This is a genomic window from Actinophytocola sp. KF-1 (assembly GCF_054661535.1).
This window is the reverse complement of record NZ_BAAFVK010000020.1, coordinates 108,704-125,905: the sequence shown is the minus strand read 5'-3', so window position 1 is coordinate 125,905 and position 17,202 is coordinate 108,704. Positions and strand designations below refer to the sequence as shown.

Sequence of the window (17,202 nt, the reverse complement as noted above, 5' to 3'; positions counted from 1 at the left end):
ATGTGGATCGACAGGAGTTGCTCGACGTGCGGGCGTGGAGCGAGGTCCTCGCCGCCGTCTGGGGTCAGCTCGTCACTGGCTGGCTTCACGCGGGCAGAATACCCGGCTGACGATCATCGAGAATGGGACGTGCCACCGCCGGTCATCACCGACAGCGGTGCGACGAGACTGCTCATGCCGCCACGATCTTCCGTCAGCGGTCCGGCCGACCGTCCTCGATCCCCTGCGCCTCGGCAAGCAGCGCATCGAACTGCTCAGCTTCCCTTACCACCGCGTCAGCATGCAGTGAACTCAGTCGCGCCTCGCGAGAACGCTGACCAAGCGACGGCAACTGCATGCGATCAGGTCTGCTCGGGCCACCGCGGCTCGTCGCGATTACGGCTCGCTGCCCAGCAGGAGGCGTGCTGGATTCAGAATGGCGACTGCACGAAACGGTCGTGCGGTGCGCGGGGGCTGCGAACGCTCCAGCCCACCTGCTTGGCGTGCTCAAGGCGAGTCAGCCTCCCGCGGATCACCTGGGAGCTAGTGGAAAGAAGCCACTTGCGCGGCGCACGTGCGCGGCGCACGGAGGCCGCGAGCTGGTCAGATGCCACTCACCTTCTCCCATCATCTGGCGCGCCGCGAACCAGCGGAAACCCTTGAAGGCATCGCGGCGGCAGTGGTTCCTCGCCCGCCGCGAGATAGGCCGCCAGCTCCGCGTTCAGTTCGGCCCGGCATGCTTGGTCGACTGGATGCTCCCCGTCCCCGCCGAGGCGGCCGGACGGGCGCGGGCCGAAAGCCGAGGGGTCGGCGACCACAGTGGACTCCGTCGACCCCGCCGCCGTCAGGGCTCTCTGCTGGTCGTTGGAGTAGAACACCGGTCGCCGCACGCCGTGGAGTTCCAGACCGACCACGGTCCACATCAGAACCACCTCATACCCGAACGGTACTCGCGTATCAGGCTCTTCCGCGGCTGATGGGCCGACGTGACCAACACCGCGGCACTCACGCGACGTCGTCGAACCTCCTCACGAGTGATCGCAGTAGCGCTGTGCTTTCCATGCTGGACAGAGCCAGCCGGTTCAACAGGCCCAGTCTCTCCGCGTAGGGCTTGGCTTGATCATCGAACAGGTACACGCTCCCTCCGGACACCTCGATGCTCACTATCGGTGACTTGTTCGGGAACGTCATGTACAGCCAACTGTGGCTGATCCCAGCGTAGGCCAACCGTCTTGGCACGACGCGGATCGCGACGCCACGGTCGCGCGCTCGGGCCAGGTGCTGCAGTTGCTCGAGGTGGCCGTCTCGGCCGCCGAACGGGACGTACAGCGCTGCCTCGTGGATGAACGCGGTGTAGTCGACGTTGCCGAGGATCCTCTGCCGCTGCTTCCTTGCGGCCCAGCGGAGCTGTGCCTCTGTCTCACTGACTCCATCGGATGACCACAGCGCCATCGCATAGGGCTCGATTTGCAGGAGGCCCGGAACCAGTGTCACGGCCCAGTCGGTGAGGCTGTTCGCTTCCGCCGTGTGGCTCGCCAGCACGCCCATCTCCTCGGGCACTCCGGGTAGGGGGCGGTCCCACCATCCTGCCGAGTTGGTGGCACGCGCGTCCTCGATGATCTCCGCGCGTTCGGCTGCGGGCAGCCGGTAGGCCGTCACCATGGTCGCGACCTCCTCGGTGGTGATTTCCCGGAGGCCGTTCTCTGTGCGGGAGAGCGTCGACGGGGACCAGCCCAGCAACGTCGCAGCCTCCTCCAAGGAAAGGCCGGTCCGCTGTGTCCTGATCACCCGGAGGCGAACTCCGATGCGCCGGTTCCGTGGCCTCGGTTCCCTGCGTGTGCCGCGCACTACCTGCTCTCCGTTTCGATCTTGTCCTTGCCGCCACAACACCCCGACGCCGCGGCACCTTGCCGAGCCGGGCTGAGCGGATCGCTGTGGGTTGTGTTGCCGCCTGCCTGGCACAGCGTGGCGTGTGGCCCGGGGTCCGACGCGCATCAGTTGCTTGTTGCTGCTGTGCTGGCCACGCCGGGGCGTGAGGCGGCTGGTTCGATGCCGAGGTCGTGGGGCTGTTTGGGGATGAACTTGGCGAGGTAGGTGGCCAGTTCGCGGTGGGGGCAGCCGATGAAGGTGGCCAGTTCTCGTACTGATGATGCGGGTAGTTCCACGATGCCGTCGGGGTGCTGGATCAGCTTGTTGCGTGCCCACCGGGCCAGGGGGAGGAACTTGTGGTTCCTGTCGGTCAGCAGGTGGTGCAGATCGATTTGCAGTGCCAGGTTGTGGAGGTGGATGCGGGCGCGTTGGAGGGCCTGGTTCAGCAGCGTGGGCGCCGGGACACCCATCGTGTCGCACAGTTCGATGAGGCGAAGGACGGTGAGGTGCCGGGTGCCGTGTTCATAGGAGAGGAGCGTCCGATCGCCGATGCCTGACGGCAGGCGGGCGACGAAGTCGCTACGTGTCCAGCCGCCCGCTTCGCGGGCACGGCGGAGTTCCTCCCCGACCGCTCGTGAGATCGCCTTGTCGGTGACCTCTCTCGTATGGACTCGGGTGTACGCCGCCATGGTCGTTGTTCAGCTCCCGGTACGTGTCCACGTGGTCACGTCCTCTTCGGACGGGGTGGGTTCGGTGTCCGGCTTCCCGTCCAGGTGTTTGACGAGTTTGACGTGGGCTGTGCCGATGGCTTCGCTCATGCGGAGGAGGGTGTCCGGGTGGGCGACGACCAGCCGTAGCGTGCTCTCGCCGGAGCGGTCATCGCCGAAAGTGATCTCCACGAAGTTGTCAGCAGGATGCAGATCAGTCCGGATCGGACAGTTGCGATTCACCTTGACGTATTCGTCTGTGTTCAGGAATTCGGTCACGGTCGTTCCTTACATCGTCGGTTCGGTGTCTTCGAAGTTGCTTGGCCAGCCGCGGGCGTCGCCGATCAGGTATCGGCAGTGGCTGGCGAAGGCGAGGGAGCAGCGGGCGAGGCCGAGGGCGAAGGTCTCGGCGTGCATTGGGTCGGCGGTCACGGCAAGCAGGAGCCGACAAGCGAAGACATCGCTTCGATCTTGACGGTTCTTGAGGTCTTCGGGATCGAGCGCGAGCAGATGATCGAGCGAGCTCGCCGTCCGGACCAACCGGACATGCTAGAGAGCACGACGTCGACAGAGCAGAGCCGCAACTTCCTCAACTTCGAGCAGAAGGCGACCAAGATCGTCGACTTCGGGTTCATGCTGGTACCAGGGCTCGCCCAGACGCCCGACTATGCGCATGCCGTTCTGGCCGCATCGCGTATGAGCGACAACGACGAGGAGTTGGAGCCGTTGGTTGGTCTGCGTATGCGTCGGCAAGCCATCTTGACCAGGCGTAACCCACCGCAGCTCCATTGGATCCTGACTGAGCTGGGCCTCCGGCAGCCGATCGGTGGGCCGAGGGTGATGCGTAAGCAGGTCGGACACCTCATCGACCTGGCAGAACGTCCGAACATCACGATTCAGGTGCTGCCAGCCGAAGTAGCCGAGCATCCGGGTCTGCTCGGCCAGTTCATCATCTTGGAGTTCGCCAACGACCCAACCGTCGTACATGTCGAGGACACCACCACAGGGCTCTTCCTCGACGATCCGGACAAGGTCGCGGACTATAGGCTGAGGGCGGAGAGGCTGACAGATCTCGCGCTCGACCAGCCAGGGTCGCTGAACCTGCTCGAGTCCATCGCGCGTGATCTGGACCGAGAGTGAGGCGACGACCGTGAACGAGACAGCGTTCGAGCCGTGGCGGAAGAGCAGCTACAGCGGCGATGGTGACTGTGTCGAGCTGGCATGGAGGAAAAGCAGTCGCAGCGCCGAAAGCAACTGCGTTGAGTTGGCGTACGCCGACACCACTGGTGCTATCCGGGACAGCAAGAACCCGGACGGTGGCCACCTCGAGGTGCCGTTGGCCGGGCTGCTTGCGCTCGCCAAGAACTGGTGATACTTCCGTGAGTACTCCTGAGGATCCGGTCATCGCCATGGGTGCCAGCCGGTAGTACTGCTCGACGAGTTTGATGACGCGCCGTGCGTTGGTCTCCTGGTCGAGGACGACCACCTCATCGATGAGGCTCGCCCGGCCGGATGGCCGTCGGACCGAGAGACTGAGCTACTGCTGCTGTGTCTCGTCGGCGAGCCGGGCGAGCCGCGTGCGACACTGGTCGTCGCGGCGATCGTCCAGGACGATCCAGATGTCCGCCTCGGCGACCTTGCGCAGCGTGCTCATACTAGGGAACAGATTGGGCTGGTGGATCGCGCAGGTCACGCAGTGTGCGGTCATCGCAGGAGAAGGCTGGTGTAGCCCGCGCTGAGGAGCCGGTCGTAGGCGGCCAGGACGTCGTCGGGCACGGTCTACTCGGTCGCGAAACCGAGCTTCCTACTCGGCGACGCGCTGCAGGTCGCCGACGAGCATGTCGATGACGAGCTTCTCGTCGCCGATCGACCGCAGGTAGTCCTCGAAGGCCAGTGCCGGACTCGCTGCATGGGGAGTCGGTGGGCAATTCATCCCCCTTCGCGCGTGGAGTACCTTCCTCGTCTCGGTCACGCGCTGACGCGCGTCGTCTGCAGTCGATGGCGCGCCCACGCGCATGCTGCGGGGATGAGTGTGTCCCAGAGTGGGCGGGGCTGTTCGGTGTTCTTGTACGTCCAGATGCCCCAGATGGCGACCGCGTAGGCCGTCTTCGCGGCGGGTGGCGTCGCGCGCCAGACGGCTAGGTCGTTTGCCCAGTGTTCGGCCGCGGCCGGTGGGTGACCGGCCGCGACCAGCCGGGCGATGAGGAACGCGACGTCGATGGCGGCGGCTCCGGTCCGGGACCATGCCCAGTCCACGACCTGCGCACGGTCAGCGCTGACCAGGATGTTGTACGAGTGCAGGTCGGTGTGGACGAGGCTGTCGCGGTCGGCGAGTTCGACCGCTCGTGCCTCCCAGTCGCACAGCTCGTCGAGGTGGTCGGCCGTCCATTCGTCCAGGTGGATGTCGGGGCGGGGCCGCATCCGTCGCCACGCGGAGAGCCGTTCCCACTGTTCGGCGAGGCGTGGTGCCTCGACCGGGCACTGGGCCAGCGAGCCGGCCAGGTTGGTGACCGTGGTGGCCACCGCGTTCAGATCGGGCGAGGCAGGGGAGAGGTCGGCGTGCTCACCGGGCACGTGGTCGAAGCCGAGCACGAGCCAGCCCTCGGCCTCTGTGTGCCAGCGCAGGCGCGGCGCCACGCTGCGGGGTAGCCACGGGTTCACCGCGATCTCCCGCCGGTGTATGTGCCCTCTGCTGCCCTCGGCGTCGGCGATGGCTTTGCAGAACACCGGCCCGGCCGTCGTGTGCAGGGTGGCGGAGAAGTCGGAGTTCCGTCCGGCGGTCGGGCTTTCGGTCCGCAGGACGGTGCCGGTTTCGTGTTCGATCGCTGCGCGCACTGCCGCCGGGAGGTCCTGCCAGGTGCTGCGGGGCATCGGTTCCTCTACCTAGCGGGCGGCGGGTCGTCGTGGCAGCCATTGTGACAGCCGGTGCAGTCGGCGGCATCCGCGTGCGGCCACAGGTCGGGGTCGACGGTGAACCCGGCGTTCTCGATGGCCTCGATGGTGCGCCTGATCGTGTCGCGCGCGGACTCCGGAGCACCCACCGCGTCGGGTTCGATCGGGACGTGGTGGAGGAACCGGCCCGCGATGTCCTCGCAGAACCCGGCGTAGTCGCGGGTGTGGAGCAGGAACGCGTGCCAGCCGAGGTCCACGAGTTCGCTCGGCGCGAGTGGTGCCGAGGTGTTGCGGGCGCAGGCCGCGAGGAACGCGAGCGCCTGATCGACGACACGTTCGGCGAGGTCCTGGTCAAGGTGATCGTCGGCGACGGTCCGCCGCACGAGCCGGTCGAACAGCATGGAAGGAACCAGGGCCCGGCCCGTGCGGGTGGTCAGCGTCGTGGTCATGGGGTCCACCGTGCTGCCTGGCCGGGTTGGTGGGGAGGCCGAGCGGCAGGGTAGCGCGGGGCGGCCCGGGGAATGTCGGGGCAGATTCGACATCCGGTGACCGAGAGAGCTGACATGGATACACTCTGTGTGACCGCGAGGGATGCATGAGACGGCCGAACACGTTGTTACGTGCTGCGCGAGAGCACCTGCTGACGAAGCGGCACTCGGATTCGTGCCGCCACGCCGTGCGGCTGCTCCCCTCCACCAGGGTGCCCCGTCGTCACCGTGGACCCCCGGACTCGTCATCGTGCACGCGACGTCGGTCACCGACCACGACGTGACGCGGCCCAGCCGCCGGCACCTGCTCGTCGGCATGACGATGCTCTCGGGCGCCACGCTCGTCCACGAACTCCAGCCACTGCTGTGGCCGGTCGCCCGCCAGACCGCCGAGCCCGGCAGCGCCTTCTCCCCGGTCGAATTGCAGACCGCTGAGCAGCTCGTCCAGGTGCTGCGGTCCTGGCATTCCACTCACGGGGCGCTGTCCCGGTAGGCGGTGGCCGCGCAGCTCGGGGCGCACCTTCGCCGGCTGCACGCCGCGCCACAGGGCACTCCTGAAACCCAGCGCGCGTTCCGCATCGGCGCCGAGCTGGCCGACATCGCGGCCACGATGTCCTGAGACGCCGGTGAACACACATTGGCGCAGCGGTACTTCGTGCTCGCGGCCCAGCTCGCGCACATCGCCGGAGACGACGCGCTGCGCGCGGTCCTGGCCACCCGAGAGGCCTGGGCGTACGTGCAGATGGGAGACGCTCGGGCGTTCCGCCGTGGGGTCGGTCTCGCCGAGGATTACCACAGCGAAGGCGTCCGCGAACCGGACCTGACCACCCCGTCGACGAGAAGCCTCGACGACGCCGAGCTGGCCGGTGTCATCGGCGCCCGCTACCGCGACCTCACCCGTCACGACCCCAACCACGCCCGCGCGCTCAATCTGAGACATCCGGACCGCGCACGCAACCGGGCGTTCGACCAGGTGGGGCTCGCCAGAGCACATCTGATCACCCGCGAACCCGAACGAGCCGCCGAACTGATCCAGCAGGCACCCTCGAAGGCCGCGACGTGGGCGTCGGGCAGAGTAGGGGCGCGTCTGCGCGACTTCCACCGCGAAGCCGCGATCTTCAGCACCGTGCCGGAGGTCCGGGACGCTCGTGCCGCGATCGCCGACCTGTTCGCTGCCTGACGAGAGGATCTTCGTTGCCCCGCATCGGCATCACCGGGCATTCGTCGCTGTCCGAGACCACCGCTCAGCGCGTCGCGGAGGAACTCCGCACGGTCCTGTCCACCTACGCGGCTGATGAACTGGTCGGTCTGACCTGCCTCGCGCGGGGAGCCGACCAGATCTTCGCCCGCGTCGTGATCGAGCTGGGCGGCTCGCTCGAGGTGGTGCTGCCCGCGGCCGACTACCGCGAGCGGAAGGTGAAACCAGACAACGCCGCCGAGTTCGACGCGCTGATCGCCCAGGCCACCGCCGTCCACACCATGCCGCTCCCCGAGTCCAACCGCGAGGCCTACCTGACAGCAAGCGAACACATCCTGGCGGAAGCCGACGAGATCGTGGCGGTCTGGGACGGCGCACCACCAGACGGCAAAGGCGGCACCGGAGACGTGGTGCGCGCCGCCCGCGAGCAAGGAACACCCGTGACAGTCGTCTGGCCCGAAGGCGCGACGCGCAGATGACCCAACGGCCGTGGTTCGAGGTGCCTGGCCGGGACCGGTTGGGGGAGGCCGACACCGCCGCATCGCGGAAGTGCTCCGTTGCCCTGCTGGACAGACAGGGAGTAGTCCGCACGTGCTTCCGAGCGAAGGTTGCATGTCCGTCTGCTCCATGCCGCTGGTACCGACGTGGTCCGGTGTCCGGTGGCGAGGCGTTCCACGACAGAATTCGGGCATGCCCGACCAGGAGAACGTCATCAGGGGGATCGTGGCAGGCTCGGTCGTGCAGGCCGGGTCGATCAACGGTGACGTGCGTCTGAACCTGCCTTCACCTGCGCCTGTGGCGCTGGCAGGGCTGCCGCCGGGCGAGGGCTTCATCGGCCGAGGCGAACACGTGGCGACGCTGCGCGGAGTGCTCGGCCAGGCATCCAGGGTCGCCGTGTGCGCTATTGCGGGACTGGCAGGTGTGGGCAAGACCGCGCTGGCCGTGCACGCCGCCGAGTTGGCGATGTCGGACGGATGTTTTCCCGGCGGCGTCCTGTTCATCGACCTGCAGGGCTATGACACCGCGCGGGTGATCGACGCGCACACCGCCCTGGGAACGTCCTTCGTGCGCTGGGGATATCGGGCGAGCACATCCCGTCGAAATCGGCTGAACGGGAACTGCTCTACCGATCGGTGATGGCCGCTCGCGCCGTCGACAACGGACCGATGCTGGTGGTGGCGGACAACGCTTCCGCCCTCGACCAGGTCCTGCCGCTGCGGCCCGGCGCTTCCGTTCACCGGATGCTCGTCACCAGTAGGCATACTCTGCCGATCCCGCGCGCCCGGCGGGTCGAGCTGGACGAGCTTCCCATGGTGGACGCACTCGCGATGCTGGCGAGCTCGCTGACGGCGTCGGCCCCGCAGGACTCGCGCATCACGGCTGAGCCCGAACACGCTGCCACCCTCGCGGAGTTGTGCGGCAAGCTGCCTCTCGCCCTGGGGATAACGGCACACCTGTTAGCCGACCACCCGGGTCGACCACTCGGCGAGATGGTGACCCTGCTCCGGGACGCCCACGACCGCATTGCCGAGTTCGCGTACGGCGGCTCGGTCGCCGTACGCGCATCGTTCGACGCCTCATACCGACGCTTGCCGGCCGAGCAGGCGCGCACGTTTCGGGTACTGGCGCTCAACCCGGGTCCGCACATCGGCCTCGAGGCAGCCGCCGCGTTGCTCGACCTGCCCGCTGACACGGCCCGCCATCTGGTGGAGGAGCTGCGCCGAGCGAACCTCCTGCAACCCGCGACCGGTAACAACTACCGATTCCATGACCTGTTGCGGCTCTACGCCGAAGACCTGTGCCGTCGTGAGCAGCCCGGTGCCGACGAGGCACTCGAACGCCTGCTCGCCTACTACGAACACGTCGTGGTCGCCGCGGACAGCCACGTTCTCAACGTGCCCCCGGAGGGTGGCCGATCGCCCCGGTTCGTGACCCGGGATGACGCACTGGCGTGGTTCGATGCCGAACGCCCCAACCTCGTCGCGGCCGTTGAACGTGCGGCCGTATGCGGGCACCACGGTCACGCAATCACCACCACCCACCACATGTACTGGTACTTCCAGCTTCGGAAGCATTGGTCAGACTGGATGTCGACCCACGAGGTCGCGCTCGCGGCCGCGCGTGCGGCCGGCGACGACATCGCTGTGGCGACGATCTTGAACCGCATCGGCAACATCCATCAGGAGCAGTCACAACCGCAGGCCGCGGTGCCCTGTTACGAGGAGGCTCTGACGCTCTTTGAGGGGGCTGCTGACCTGCGTGGCCAGGCCAACACGCTGGTCAACCTTGGAGTCGTGTTCTCCAAGTTCGGTCATCTCAAGACGGCACTGGATCACCACGATCGAGCGCTCACGCTCTACCAACGAATCGGCGACCGGGAAGGCGAGAGCAAGGCGTTCATGAACGCCGGCGTGGCCTACCGCGATCTCGGACATCCCGACGAGGCACTTCGCCGATACCAGCACGCCACGGACATCTGCCAGGAGCTCGGCAATCGCGCCGTGGAGGCCCAATGTCTGAGCAACCTCGCCAATCTGTATGCCGACCTGGATGCCTTCGAAGATAGTTTGACCGCCTTTCATGCGGCGATCGCGATCTATCGCGAAATGAGTGACGAAGCAGGCGCGGGCTTGGCATGGGCGAACCTCGGCGTCACACACAGGGATCGTGGCGAAGTGGATCACGCCTTAGCGTGCTTCACTCAAGCCCTGACCGCATACCAGGCCATTTCTGCGACAGCGAGAATAGAATGGGTACGGCGCTTGATCGCCAGCCTACCCTCGGCCCGCCGCAAGGAAAGGCGAACGTTCTGGCGACGTCGCCGCAGCAAGTCTCGATAACGGCATTACTTCCTCTTGCTCATCGAGAGAGGCGATTTGGTTCGACCAGACCACGTCGAGTCAACCAGAGTGAGGCGGCACGGTCCGAGACCGCATCTCAGAGTAAGAGTGGTTCGCGCACCAGGCTGGATCGGCGTCTGCGTACCGGACGGAATCAGTAGTTCGTGGCACTTCCTGGTCACAGAAGTAAAAGCGGCAACAGCGCCCGCTAGCATGCCGGGGCCGCGAGGTATAGCCGTTCGATTCCGACTTGCGTCGCGCCTACGGTCGCGATTGCGCCGGTAGCGAGGAACCCCAGGACGGTGCCCGCGATGAGAGTGAGCCACCCGTGTGAGCCGAGGACGACTCCGACAAGGAGTGCCGCTCGGACATCGCTGGCGCCGAGACCCCTCGACTCGCAGGTGCGATGGCGAGCTAGTCTCCAGCGCAAGTCCAAGTACCTTGGCAACCCGGGACCAGCGCCGCGTGCGCGGGGATGACTCGGCGAGGATCTGGTGGATCTCGCGGATCTGGGGACCATCCCCGGCGTACGCGCGGACGACGCTTGCTGACCAGCGACGATACAGCCACCAGGACTGGTTCTCATTCACTTTGTCTGGCGCGGCGGATTCGGCGTGGCGGTCCGGTTTGACACGGAAACCAGGCGCGACGTGACATCGCGCCTTCTGGGGGAGGGGAGGCAATCGCATCGGGACCTGGGCAACTACGTCTCCAGCAACGACCTCCGGTCTGTCGTCGAGTTCACGCTGAGGTACGTCTGCCGCAGGACGCATCGCCACCCAGGTTCGACGCTCTACGATCCACATAGGGATGACGGTCGACGCGCTGCGCGCCAAGCCGGAGCCACGTTGCCCCACACCGTCCGCAACCTGCGCGCCGGGGCTGTGAGAGGACGCTAGGTACCACCATCGCTGACAGCACAGGCCCCATGGACGGCAAACTTCTAACGGAGCTCGCCGGCTCGTCCTGGCGGCACGATGAAACGCATTGAACTCGTCCAGGCGATCCAGGTGCCGTTGCGGTCAGAGCCGCGGAAGTCGTAGTTGCGGTCATAGATCTTCATCTGCAACGCGCCGTTGTACACACGAACGTCCGCCACGTAGCCGACGTGCCCGGCCGGGTTCGACGAGGTGGGCTGCTTGACGAACAAGGAGTTGATCCGGGGCCACGCTCGCACCGACCAACCGACTGCTTTGGCATTGTCGTCCCAATAACCGCCGTTGCCGCCCCAGTTCGGGTAGCGCTTGGTCATCAACTTCCAGAACTCACCGGCGCGGTATGTGCACTGGGTCCGATCCTTCACGACGTTGGTCGACGGCGCCGCGGGGCGGTTGTCCTCCATGGGAAAGTACGAACAGGTACCGCGAGCATTGCACTCGGCGTTGGTGTAGTAGATCGACCCGGAAGATACCGTCACCTTGGGGCTGGCGTTCGAGGTCTTCCATGAACCGGGGGCACTGCCGCGACCACACCCAACGCTGAAGTAGATCGTGGTGGACAGGCGTGTTGAGAACGACTTCGAGAATCGCGCGATGTTGGACGCACCCGGATACGCCGTCCACGACGCGAACGCGCTGCCGCCGCCCGAACTGTGCAGGTAAACCCCAGAAACCGGATAGCCACCAGGGCAGGTCACGGTGCCGCGGACGTTGTAGGTGACAGCAGCGGACGCCTCGGTCGCCGCGAGCAGCGGAAGACTCAAGACCGCGGGCAGAAGCACAGCCAAGACACTCGATCGTAGCCTCATGGGTCCTCCGGGAAGCTGCAGATGGGTACCTGGACAATCGCGCCCCTCTACAGTGGAGTTTCGGGCCCAGGGGAATCTGACCTGATTCTGGCCAGTTCCTTGCCAGCGGGTACTCAGTGAAGGCAGCACTGTCGCTTCGCGCGAGGCGCGCGGCCAAGCGGTCGTTGACCAGGCAGCTTGACATTGCACAGTGGACCGGCAATGTCCACCGCGGGATGCGGGGTGTTGTCCGTCGGCGCGGGGCCGGCGGAGTCGAGGTTGGGGGGCCTCGAGTGAGCACACGTGCGCTCACATACGTCTGGGCCTTGACCCCGGGTGTTGGACACCAGACACACTTGGATCTTGATGGGTCCGGGTGGACAGGAGTCCCGCACTGATGGTGATGAAGCAGTATCCGCCGGAGTTTCGGGCTGAGGCGGTGGCGTTGTTCCGGTCCCGGCCGGGGGTGACGATCAAGTCGGTGACTGATGATCTCGGGATCAACCACGAGACGTTGCGTACCTGGATCCGGGCTGACGACGCACAGCACGCCGGGTCATCGGCTGATCCCGCGGCTGGGTCGCTGTCGAGCGCTGCGGAGGATGAGAATGCCGCGTTGCGCAGGCGGGTCCGTGAGCTGGAGGAAGAGCGCGACATCCTGCGGAAGGTATCTGGGTCGTAGTTGCCCTGCCGGATAGCGGGGATTGGGAACCGGCCTCGTTCGTCATCAATCCAGCGACAGCCTATTCTCCCGGGCTTCGTCCTGTGATGAACCACCATGACTGGCGGCCAGTGGTTGAAGCCACCACTGGTGGGCTTTTTTCGGGCTTTTATCGCATTTAAATTCGCGCCGGGCATGCTTGTCCTGCCATGGCTGGTTGAAGCATCAACGAAGAATCGTGGCGGTGGACAGGAGCGATGAGTGAACGACAGACCGATTGCCGCTGACCAGAATGACGTGTCCTATGTGGGAGATTTCGTGCGGACGCGGGAGGACGTCGCCCGCCTGCACGGCTGGACACACAACGTCACGGACTTCTGGTGCTACGTGACTCCGCCCGGCCACGCGTCGAGGCCGCAGGGCTGGAAGATCCATGTGTCCGCCACGCCGCGGTCGGCGGTGGCTGTGCTCACCGCGGTGTCGCGGGTTCTGCTGGCGCACCGGGTGGCGTTCAAGTTCGCCAAGGGCCTCGCCGAGCTGCGGAGCCTGCTGTCGGTCAGGTGCAGCCGGGGCGCGGGCGGCAAGTTCATCACCATCTACCCCTCCGACGACGACCAGTTCCGCCTGCTGCTGGATCTGCTGCACGAGGCGACGGAAGGCGCGGAAGGCCCGGTGATCCTCTCCGACCGCCAGTACCGGCCGGGAAGCCTGGTGCACTACCGCTACGGCGGTTTCTCTGGCCGGCAGCAGGTCCTGGAGACCGACGGGGCGTACGTGCACATGCTGGTCGCCCCGGGTGGGGAATGGACCCCGGACAACCGGAACGCGTGGTACTCGCCGCCCGTCTGGGCGCCGCTGCCCTTGCCTGCCGCCGACGACGAACGCAAGAACGTCAAGCGGGGCGAGGCCAAGGTGCGCCTGGATGACCGGTTCGTGGTGTTCGAGGCCATCCGGCACTCGAACCGCGGTGGCGTCTACCGAGCCGTCGACGAGAGGACCGGGGAGCGGGTGGTCATCAAGGAGGCCCGTCCGTTCGTCGCGGCCGAGATCGACGGCACCGACGCGCGTGACTTCCTTCGCAACGAGTACGAGACCCTGCGCACTCTGGAGCCCCTGCGGATCGCGGTCCGGCCGGTCGCGTTGTTCGACTACCAGCAGCACACCTTCCTCGCAGAGGAGGAGGTCCCCGGGGTCACGCTGTCGGCGTGGGTGGACAACGAGGTCCGGCTGCGACCGGACCGGGTGATTCCGCTCGAGCGGATACTGCCGATCGCGAAGCAACTGGTCGACCTCGCGGCCACCGTGCACGACAAGGGACTGGTGTTCCGCGACTTCACGCCGAACAACGTGATGGTCACGCCGGACGAGCAGCTGCTGCTGATCGACACCGAGTTCCTGGCCGCGCCAGGCGACCAGGTCACGCGGGTGATGACGATGTCGTACGTCGCACCGGAGGAGCTGACCGGTCCGCCGCGGTATCCGGCGCCGCCGCCGACGGCGGACCTCTACAGCGTCGGGGCGACACTGTTCTACCTGGGCAGTGGTGTGCATGCGTTGCTCCCCGCGGACGAGACCTCGGGTCCACCCCGTCCGCACGACCAGCGCGTCGAGTTCCTCACCGACGCGCTGGCCGCGTCGAACCCCACCATGCGCGCCCTCGCGCCTGTCCTGCGTGGCCTGATGTGTGCCGACCCGGACGCACGCACCCCGCTGCACCGCGTGCGCGAGGAGTTGGACACGCTCATCCCCGCCGCTCCCGCGCTGGCCATCCGCACGTCAACGCGCCTGGCACCCGAGCTGCAGCAGCGCCTGCTCGACGACGGCCGTGCGCAGATCGTCGCCGCGATGACGCCGGAGGACCGCGAGAACCTGTGGCCTGTGACGCCCCTCGAAGGCCGGATGTTCGACCCGCTCAGCCTTCAGGGCGGCATCGCGGGCACCGTCGACGCCCTGCGCCGTGGGGTCCAGGCCACCGGGGACGACAACCTGCGCACCGCCCTGCGGACCTCCGCGCGATGGCTCGACCAGCGGCTGCGCGACGACGGCCGGATCCTGCCCGGGCTGTACTTCGGCAGAGCGGGCACCTACTGGGCGCTCTACGAAGCTGCGGCGGAGCTTGGCGACCAGGACATGGCAGACCGTGCGATCGATCGCGCGAAGCACCTGCCCGTGGTGTGGAACAACCCGGACCTCACCCACGGTGTCGCGGGCAGCGGTATGACGCAGCTACACCTGTGGCGCCGGACCGGCGACCAGGAGCTGCGGGATCGTGTGCTGCTCAGCGCCGAGACAGTGCTGTCCCTCCGCACCGGCGACGAACCAGTCTGGCCTGCACGCAACAGCCCTGACCCGACGACGAACGACCTGGTGCACTACGGGTTCGCGCACGGAACCGCGGGTATCAGCGCCTTCCTGCTCGCCGCGGGCATCGAGTTGGAACGTCCCGACCTGGTCCGGTCGGCCGAGGTCGGTGGTGAACTACTGCTCACACTGGCCAGACCGGCGGGGGATGGCGCGTGGTGGCCGGTCGCGCAGGACGCCGCGGAGGACTCCGCCCGGCTGAGTGGGTCGTGTTGGTGGTGCAGCGGCGCGCCGGGTGTCGGCACGTTCTTGATCCGGTTGTGGCTGGCCACCGGTGACGACCGCTACCGCGAGGCGGCGCACCGGGCCGCGGTGTCGACCAGGGCAGAGCGATGGCTCCTCGCCGCGAGCCACTGCCACGGTCTCGCGGGCAACGGTGAGTTCCTGCTGGACATGGCCGCGGCGACAGGCGAGGAGCGGTACCGGGAGTGGGCGGAGGAGCACGCCCTGGGGCTCTACCGGCTGGCGGCGCTGCGTGCGGACCGGCTGGTCGTCACGAACGAGACCGGCACCGGCGTCGGCTACGCCTACAACACCGGGTTCACCGGTGCGGTCGGGTTCCTGCACCGGCTCCGCCACGGCGGGGAGCGGTGGTGGATGGTCGACGACGGTCTCGAACTCCCCGAGGATCGGCGATGACGACCACCGTTTCCGCGCTGTGGGAAACGATGTCCAGCCTGCGTTCCCGGTTCACCTTCCGCTACTCCTCGACCGGCCGCAGCGCGGTGTGCCTGGTCACCGACGGCCGGGGGTTCATGTACCTCGAGTTCTGGACGCTGTTCGGCGCCTCGGCCGGGGCCAGGGCGGTGCCCGGGGTCCGATGGCCCGCGAACACCACTCCGCCCGGGCTGGTGCCGACCGACGCGATCCCGTTCGACGACGGCGCCGTGCTGGTGGTCGCACCGGATCAGCTCACCGTCGTCGAACCGGACGGCACGACCCGGTCCGCGGGCTGGGCGCCGTTCCGGCCCGCGGTGCTCGCACCGGTTCCGGACGGATCGCGCCGCGTGCTGCTGCTCGGGCGACCCGATCCGGACGACGACCGGTGTGCCGCCTGGCTGTGGAGTGGAGAGGGCGAACCGCCGCGGAACCCGCACACGCTGCCCGCGCTGGTGTTGCGCGGCGGAGGGTGGGCCGACGCCGCGGGTTCCGGCTACGTCGTGAACACGAGACTCGGCCGGCGACGCCGGCCTGCGCGGTACGACCTCGTCACCGGCGCGTGCGTGCCGTTGACCGCACCCACGTCGGCGGACAGCGACACGGCCTGGTTCACCGCCCACCGGACCGGTGCCGTGCTGATGGCGAGCGAGTACCAGGGCACCCACCGGCTGTCGCTGCACCGCCCCGGCCACACACCGGTGCGACTGGCCGCGCCCGACATGCTCAGCGGCACGGTCGTACCGCTGGCCATGCACCCCGACGGCCGGTGGGTGACCCTCCACGTCCGGGACGGCCTCCACGAGGAACTCGCGGTGCTGGACACCGAGACCGACACGATCCGCGTCCTCGACACCCCGCCCGGCCGAGGGCACGGCGCGGTCGCGTGGGCGGAAGCCGCAGGTGGGGAGCCCACCATGTGGTCGTTCTCGATCGGTCCCGGCCTGCCGTGCCGGGCGGTCGGCTACACGGGTGACGACCGGCACGAGATCCTGGACGACACTTCGGCCGGCCGGTACGAGGGCTGGGCGCCTGCCACGCTGACCCGGTTGCCAGGGGCCGAAGGGGACATCGAAGCCATCGCCTGCGGACACCAGGACTGGCGCACCGCGCGGCAGGTGGTGCTCGCACTCCACGGCGGGCCTGCCGCGAGCTGGACGTTGAAATTCTCGACGTTGTTCCAGATGCTCGCGGACGAAGGCGTCACCGTGCTCGCGTTGAACCCGCGCGGCAGCACCGGCTACGGCGTCGCGTTCCACCAGCTGATCGTCGGCCGGTGGGCGGGCCCGGACCTGGCCGACGTGCTGGCCACCGCGCGGTACCTGCGTCGCGAGCGGGGTGGCCGGGAACCGGCGGTGTGCGGGGCGAGTTATGGGGCCTACCTCGCGCTCGTCGCGGCCTGCGCCGATCCGCGGCTGTGGTCACGGGTGGGGGCGATCGCTCCCATGCTGTCCCCCGCCCGGCTGCACGCGGAAGCGGGGGAGGAGGTCCGAGCCATGATCGACCGGCTGGGTGGGCGCACCCCCATCGACGACGAACTCGGTGACCGCGACGTGCTCAGGTTGCTGCCCGCCCTGCGGGCGCGGCTGATGGTCGTGCACGGCGCAGCCGACCGGACAGTGCCGGTGACACAGTCCCGCCGTCTCGTCGCGGAGCTGACGGCGCTCGGTCGCGAACCTGGTGCGGACTTCCGGTACCACGAGGTCCCCGAAGCGGGGCACACCCCACTGGACGGGTCGGCGGAACTCCACCGCGCCATGGCCGCGTTCCTCGCGGGAGCCGAGTGACCCCCAGGCCGGTTTTCATTGTCCTACCCGGGGAAGG

General features: G+C 67.5%; 19 protein-coding genes. 10 read left to right on the top strand and 9 right to left on the bottom strand.

Annotated features, from left to right (window positions below):
- Window positions 1-193: 193 nt before the first annotated feature.
- The 5 genes from ACYQ77_RS41785 to ACYQ77_RS41765 all read right to left on the bottom strand — a co-directional run bounded on the left by ACYQ77_RS41785 (window position 194) and on the right by ACYQ77_RS41765 (window position 2,834).
- Window positions 194-337: a hypothetical protein gene (locus tag ACYQ77_RS41785; RefSeq protein ID WP_459722646.1), complete on the bottom strand. Its 144-nt coding sequence runs from the start codon at window positions 335-337 to the stop codon at window positions 194-196.
- Between the two features lie 256 nt (window positions 338-593).
- Window positions 594-902 (bottom strand): hypothetical protein, encoded by a 309-nt coding sequence (locus ACYQ77_RS41780; RefSeq protein ID WP_459722644.1) that lies wholly within the window; start codon window positions 900-902, stop codon window positions 594-596.
- An 82-nt stretch (window positions 903-984) separates the two neighbouring features.
- The gene (locus ACYQ77_RS41775; protein ID WP_459722641.1) at window positions 985-1,974 is read right to left on the bottom strand and encodes a helix-turn-helix domain-containing protein; all 990 of its coding nucleotides are present in this window, start codon (window positions 1,972-1,974) and stop codon (window positions 985-987) included.
- Complete coding sequence (locus ACYQ77_RS41770) at window positions 1,974-2,537, bottom strand: helix-turn-helix domain-containing protein (RefSeq protein WP_459722638.1); 564 nt, start codon at window positions 2,535-2,537, stop codon at window positions 1,974-1,976. Before ACYQ77_RS41770 ends, ACYQ77_RS41775 begins: the two co-directional genes overlap by 1 nt.
- A gap of 9 nt (window positions 2,538-2,546) precedes the next feature.
- Window positions 2,547-2,834, bottom strand: coding sequence for a hypothetical protein (locus tag ACYQ77_RS41765; protein ID WP_459722636.1), 288 nt, complete (start codon window positions 2,832-2,834; stop codon window positions 2,547-2,549).
- A 78-nt stretch (window positions 2,835-2,912) separates the two neighbouring features.
- On the opposite strand from ACYQ77_RS41765, the gene ACYQ77_RS41760 reads away from it, so the two are divergent.
- A complete protein-coding gene (locus ACYQ77_RS41760; protein ID WP_459722633.1) occupies window positions 2,913-3,695 on the top strand; it encodes a DUF5753 domain-containing protein in 783 nt (260 codons plus the stop codon).
- Window positions 3,696-3,705: 10 nt separating this feature from the next.
- On the top strand, window positions 3,706-3,927 hold the full coding sequence (locus tag ACYQ77_RS41755) for a DUF397 domain-containing protein (RefSeq protein ID WP_459722632.1): 222 nt from the start codon (window positions 3,706-3,708) through the stop codon (window positions 3,925-3,927).
- Between the two features lie 432 nt (window positions 3,928-4,359).
- Here ACYQ77_RS41755 and ACYQ77_RS41750 read toward each other — a convergent pair whose 3' ends face one another.
- Genes ACYQ77_RS41750 through ACYQ77_RS41740 form a run of 3 tightly spaced genes read right to left on the bottom strand, consistent with a single transcriptional unit; the run spans window position 4,360 to window position 5,896 of the window.
- Complete coding sequence (locus ACYQ77_RS41750) at window positions 4,360-4,488, bottom strand: hypothetical protein (protein WP_459722630.1); 129 nt, start codon at window positions 4,486-4,488, stop codon at window positions 4,360-4,362.
- 35 nt (window positions 4,489-4,523) lie between these two features.
- The gene (locus ACYQ77_RS41745; RefSeq protein ID WP_459722628.1) at window positions 4,524-5,426 is read right to left on the bottom strand and encodes a phosphotransferase family protein; all 903 of its coding nucleotides are present in this window, start codon (window positions 5,424-5,426) and stop codon (window positions 4,524-4,526) included.
- 8 nt (window positions 5,427-5,434) lie between these two features.
- A complete protein-coding gene (locus ACYQ77_RS41740; protein WP_459722626.1) occupies window positions 5,435-5,896 on the bottom strand; it encodes a glycine-rich domain-containing protein in 462 nt (153 codons plus the stop codon).
- Window positions 5,897-6,185: 289 nt separating this feature from the next.
- Between ACYQ77_RS41740 and ACYQ77_RS41735 the strand changes: the two genes are divergently transcribed.
- The 5 genes from ACYQ77_RS41735 (at window position 6,186) to ACYQ77_RS41715 (ending at window position 9,973) form a co-directional block, all read left to right on the top strand.
- Entirely contained in the window at window positions 6,186-6,428 is a 243-nt protein-coding gene (locus tag ACYQ77_RS41735) for a hypothetical protein (RefSeq protein ID WP_459722623.1), read from the top strand.
- A 144-nt stretch (window positions 6,429-6,572) separates the two neighbouring features.
- Entirely contained in the window at window positions 6,573-7,115 is a 543-nt protein-coding gene (locus tag ACYQ77_RS41730; RefSeq protein WP_459722620.1) for a hypothetical protein, read from the top strand.
- Between the two features lie 14 nt (window positions 7,116-7,129).
- Entirely contained in the window at window positions 7,130-7,612 is a 483-nt protein-coding gene (locus ACYQ77_RS41725; RefSeq protein WP_459722618.1) for a hypothetical protein, read from the top strand.
- A gap of 211 nt (window positions 7,613-7,823) precedes the next feature.
- On the top strand, window positions 7,824-8,270 hold the full coding sequence (locus tag ACYQ77_RS41720) for a hypothetical protein (protein ID WP_459722615.1): 447 nt from the start codon (window positions 7,824-7,826) through the stop codon (window positions 8,268-8,270).
- A complete protein-coding gene (locus ACYQ77_RS41715; protein ID WP_459722613.1) occupies window positions 8,270-9,973 on the top strand; it encodes a tetratricopeptide repeat protein in 1,704 nt (567 codons plus the stop codon). The genes ACYQ77_RS41720 and ACYQ77_RS41715 overlap by 1 nt, the downstream gene beginning before the upstream one ends.
- 943 nt (window positions 9,974-10,916) lie before the next feature.
- Here ACYQ77_RS41715 and ACYQ77_RS41710 read toward each other — a convergent pair.
- Window positions 10,917-11,693, bottom strand: a complete 777-nt coding sequence (locus tag ACYQ77_RS41710) for a CHAP domain-containing protein (RefSeq protein ID WP_459722668.1) — start codon at window positions 11,691-11,693, stop codon at window positions 10,917-10,919.
- A 403-nt stretch (window positions 11,694-12,096) separates the two neighbouring features.
- On the opposite strand from ACYQ77_RS41710, the gene ACYQ77_RS41705 reads away from it, so the two are divergent.
- The 3 genes from ACYQ77_RS41705 (at window position 12,097) to ACYQ77_RS41695 (ending at window position 17,165) form a co-directional block, all read left to right on the top strand.
- On the top strand, window positions 12,097-12,381 hold the full coding sequence (locus ACYQ77_RS41705) for a transposase (protein ID WP_459722611.1): 285 nt from the start codon (window positions 12,097-12,099) through the stop codon (window positions 12,379-12,381).
- Window positions 12,382-12,678: 297 nt separating this feature from the next.
- Window positions 12,679-15,360 carry a class IV lanthionine synthetase LanL gene (gene lanL, locus ACYQ77_RS41700; RefSeq protein WP_459722608.1) on the top strand — a complete coding sequence of 894 codons (2,682 nt, stop codon included), beginning with the start codon at window positions 12,679-12,681 and terminating at the stop codon, window positions 15,358-15,360.
- Window positions 15,357-17,165 (top strand): alpha/beta hydrolase family protein, encoded by a 1,809-nt coding sequence (locus ACYQ77_RS41695; protein ID WP_459722605.1) that lies wholly within the window; start codon window positions 15,357-15,359, stop codon window positions 17,163-17,165. Before lanL ends, ACYQ77_RS41695 begins: the two co-directional genes overlap by 4 nt.
- The last annotated feature ends 37 nt before the right edge of the window (window positions 17,166-17,202 follow it).

What these genes read in the sequence shown, in the direction of transcription:
- ACYQ77_RS41785 (WP_459722646.1), bottom strand. Translation starts at nt 337, where the DNA reads ATGCAGTTGCCGTCGCTTGGTCAGCGTTCTCGCGAGGCGCGACTGAGT.
- ACYQ77_RS41780 (WP_459722644.1), bottom strand. Translation starts at nt 902, where the DNA reads ATGTGGACCGTGGTCGGTCTGGAACTCCACGGCGTGCGGCGACCGGTG.
- ACYQ77_RS41775 (WP_459722641.1), bottom strand. Translation starts at nt 1,974, where the DNA reads ATGCGCGTCGGACCCCGGGCCACACGCCACGCTGTGCCAGGCAGGCGG.
- ACYQ77_RS41770 (WP_459722638.1), bottom strand. Translation starts at nt 2,537, where the DNA reads ATGGCGGCGTACACCCGAGTCCATACGAGAGAGGTCACCGACAAGGCG.
- ACYQ77_RS41750 (WP_459722630.1), bottom strand. Translation starts at nt 4,488, where the DNA reads ATGAATTGCCCACCGACTCCCCATGCAGCGAGTCCGGCACTGGCCTTC.
- ACYQ77_RS41745 (WP_459722628.1), bottom strand. Translation starts at nt 5,426, where the DNA reads ATGCCCCGCAGCACCTGGCAGGACCTCCCGGCGGCAGTGCGCGCAGCG.
- ACYQ77_RS41740 (WP_459722626.1), bottom strand. Translation starts at nt 5,896, where the DNA reads ATGACCACGACGCTGACCACCCGCACGGGCCGGGCCCTGGTTCCTTCC.
- ACYQ77_RS41720 (WP_459722615.1), top strand. Translation starts at nt 7,824, where the DNA reads ATGCCCGACCAGGAGAACGTCATCAGGGGGATCGTGGCAGGCTCGGTC.
- ACYQ77_RS41715 (WP_459722613.1), top strand. Translation starts at nt 8,270, where the DNA reads ATGGCCGCTCGCGCCGTCGACAACGGACCGATGCTGGTGGTGGCGGAC.
- ACYQ77_RS41705 (WP_459722611.1), top strand. Translation starts at nt 12,097, where the DNA reads ATGGTGATGAAGCAGTATCCGCCGGAGTTTCGGGCTGAGGCGGTGGCG.
- ACYQ77_RS41695 (WP_459722605.1), top strand. Translation starts at nt 15,357, where the DNA reads ATGACGACCACCGTTTCCGCGCTGTGGGAAACGATGTCCAGCCTGCGT.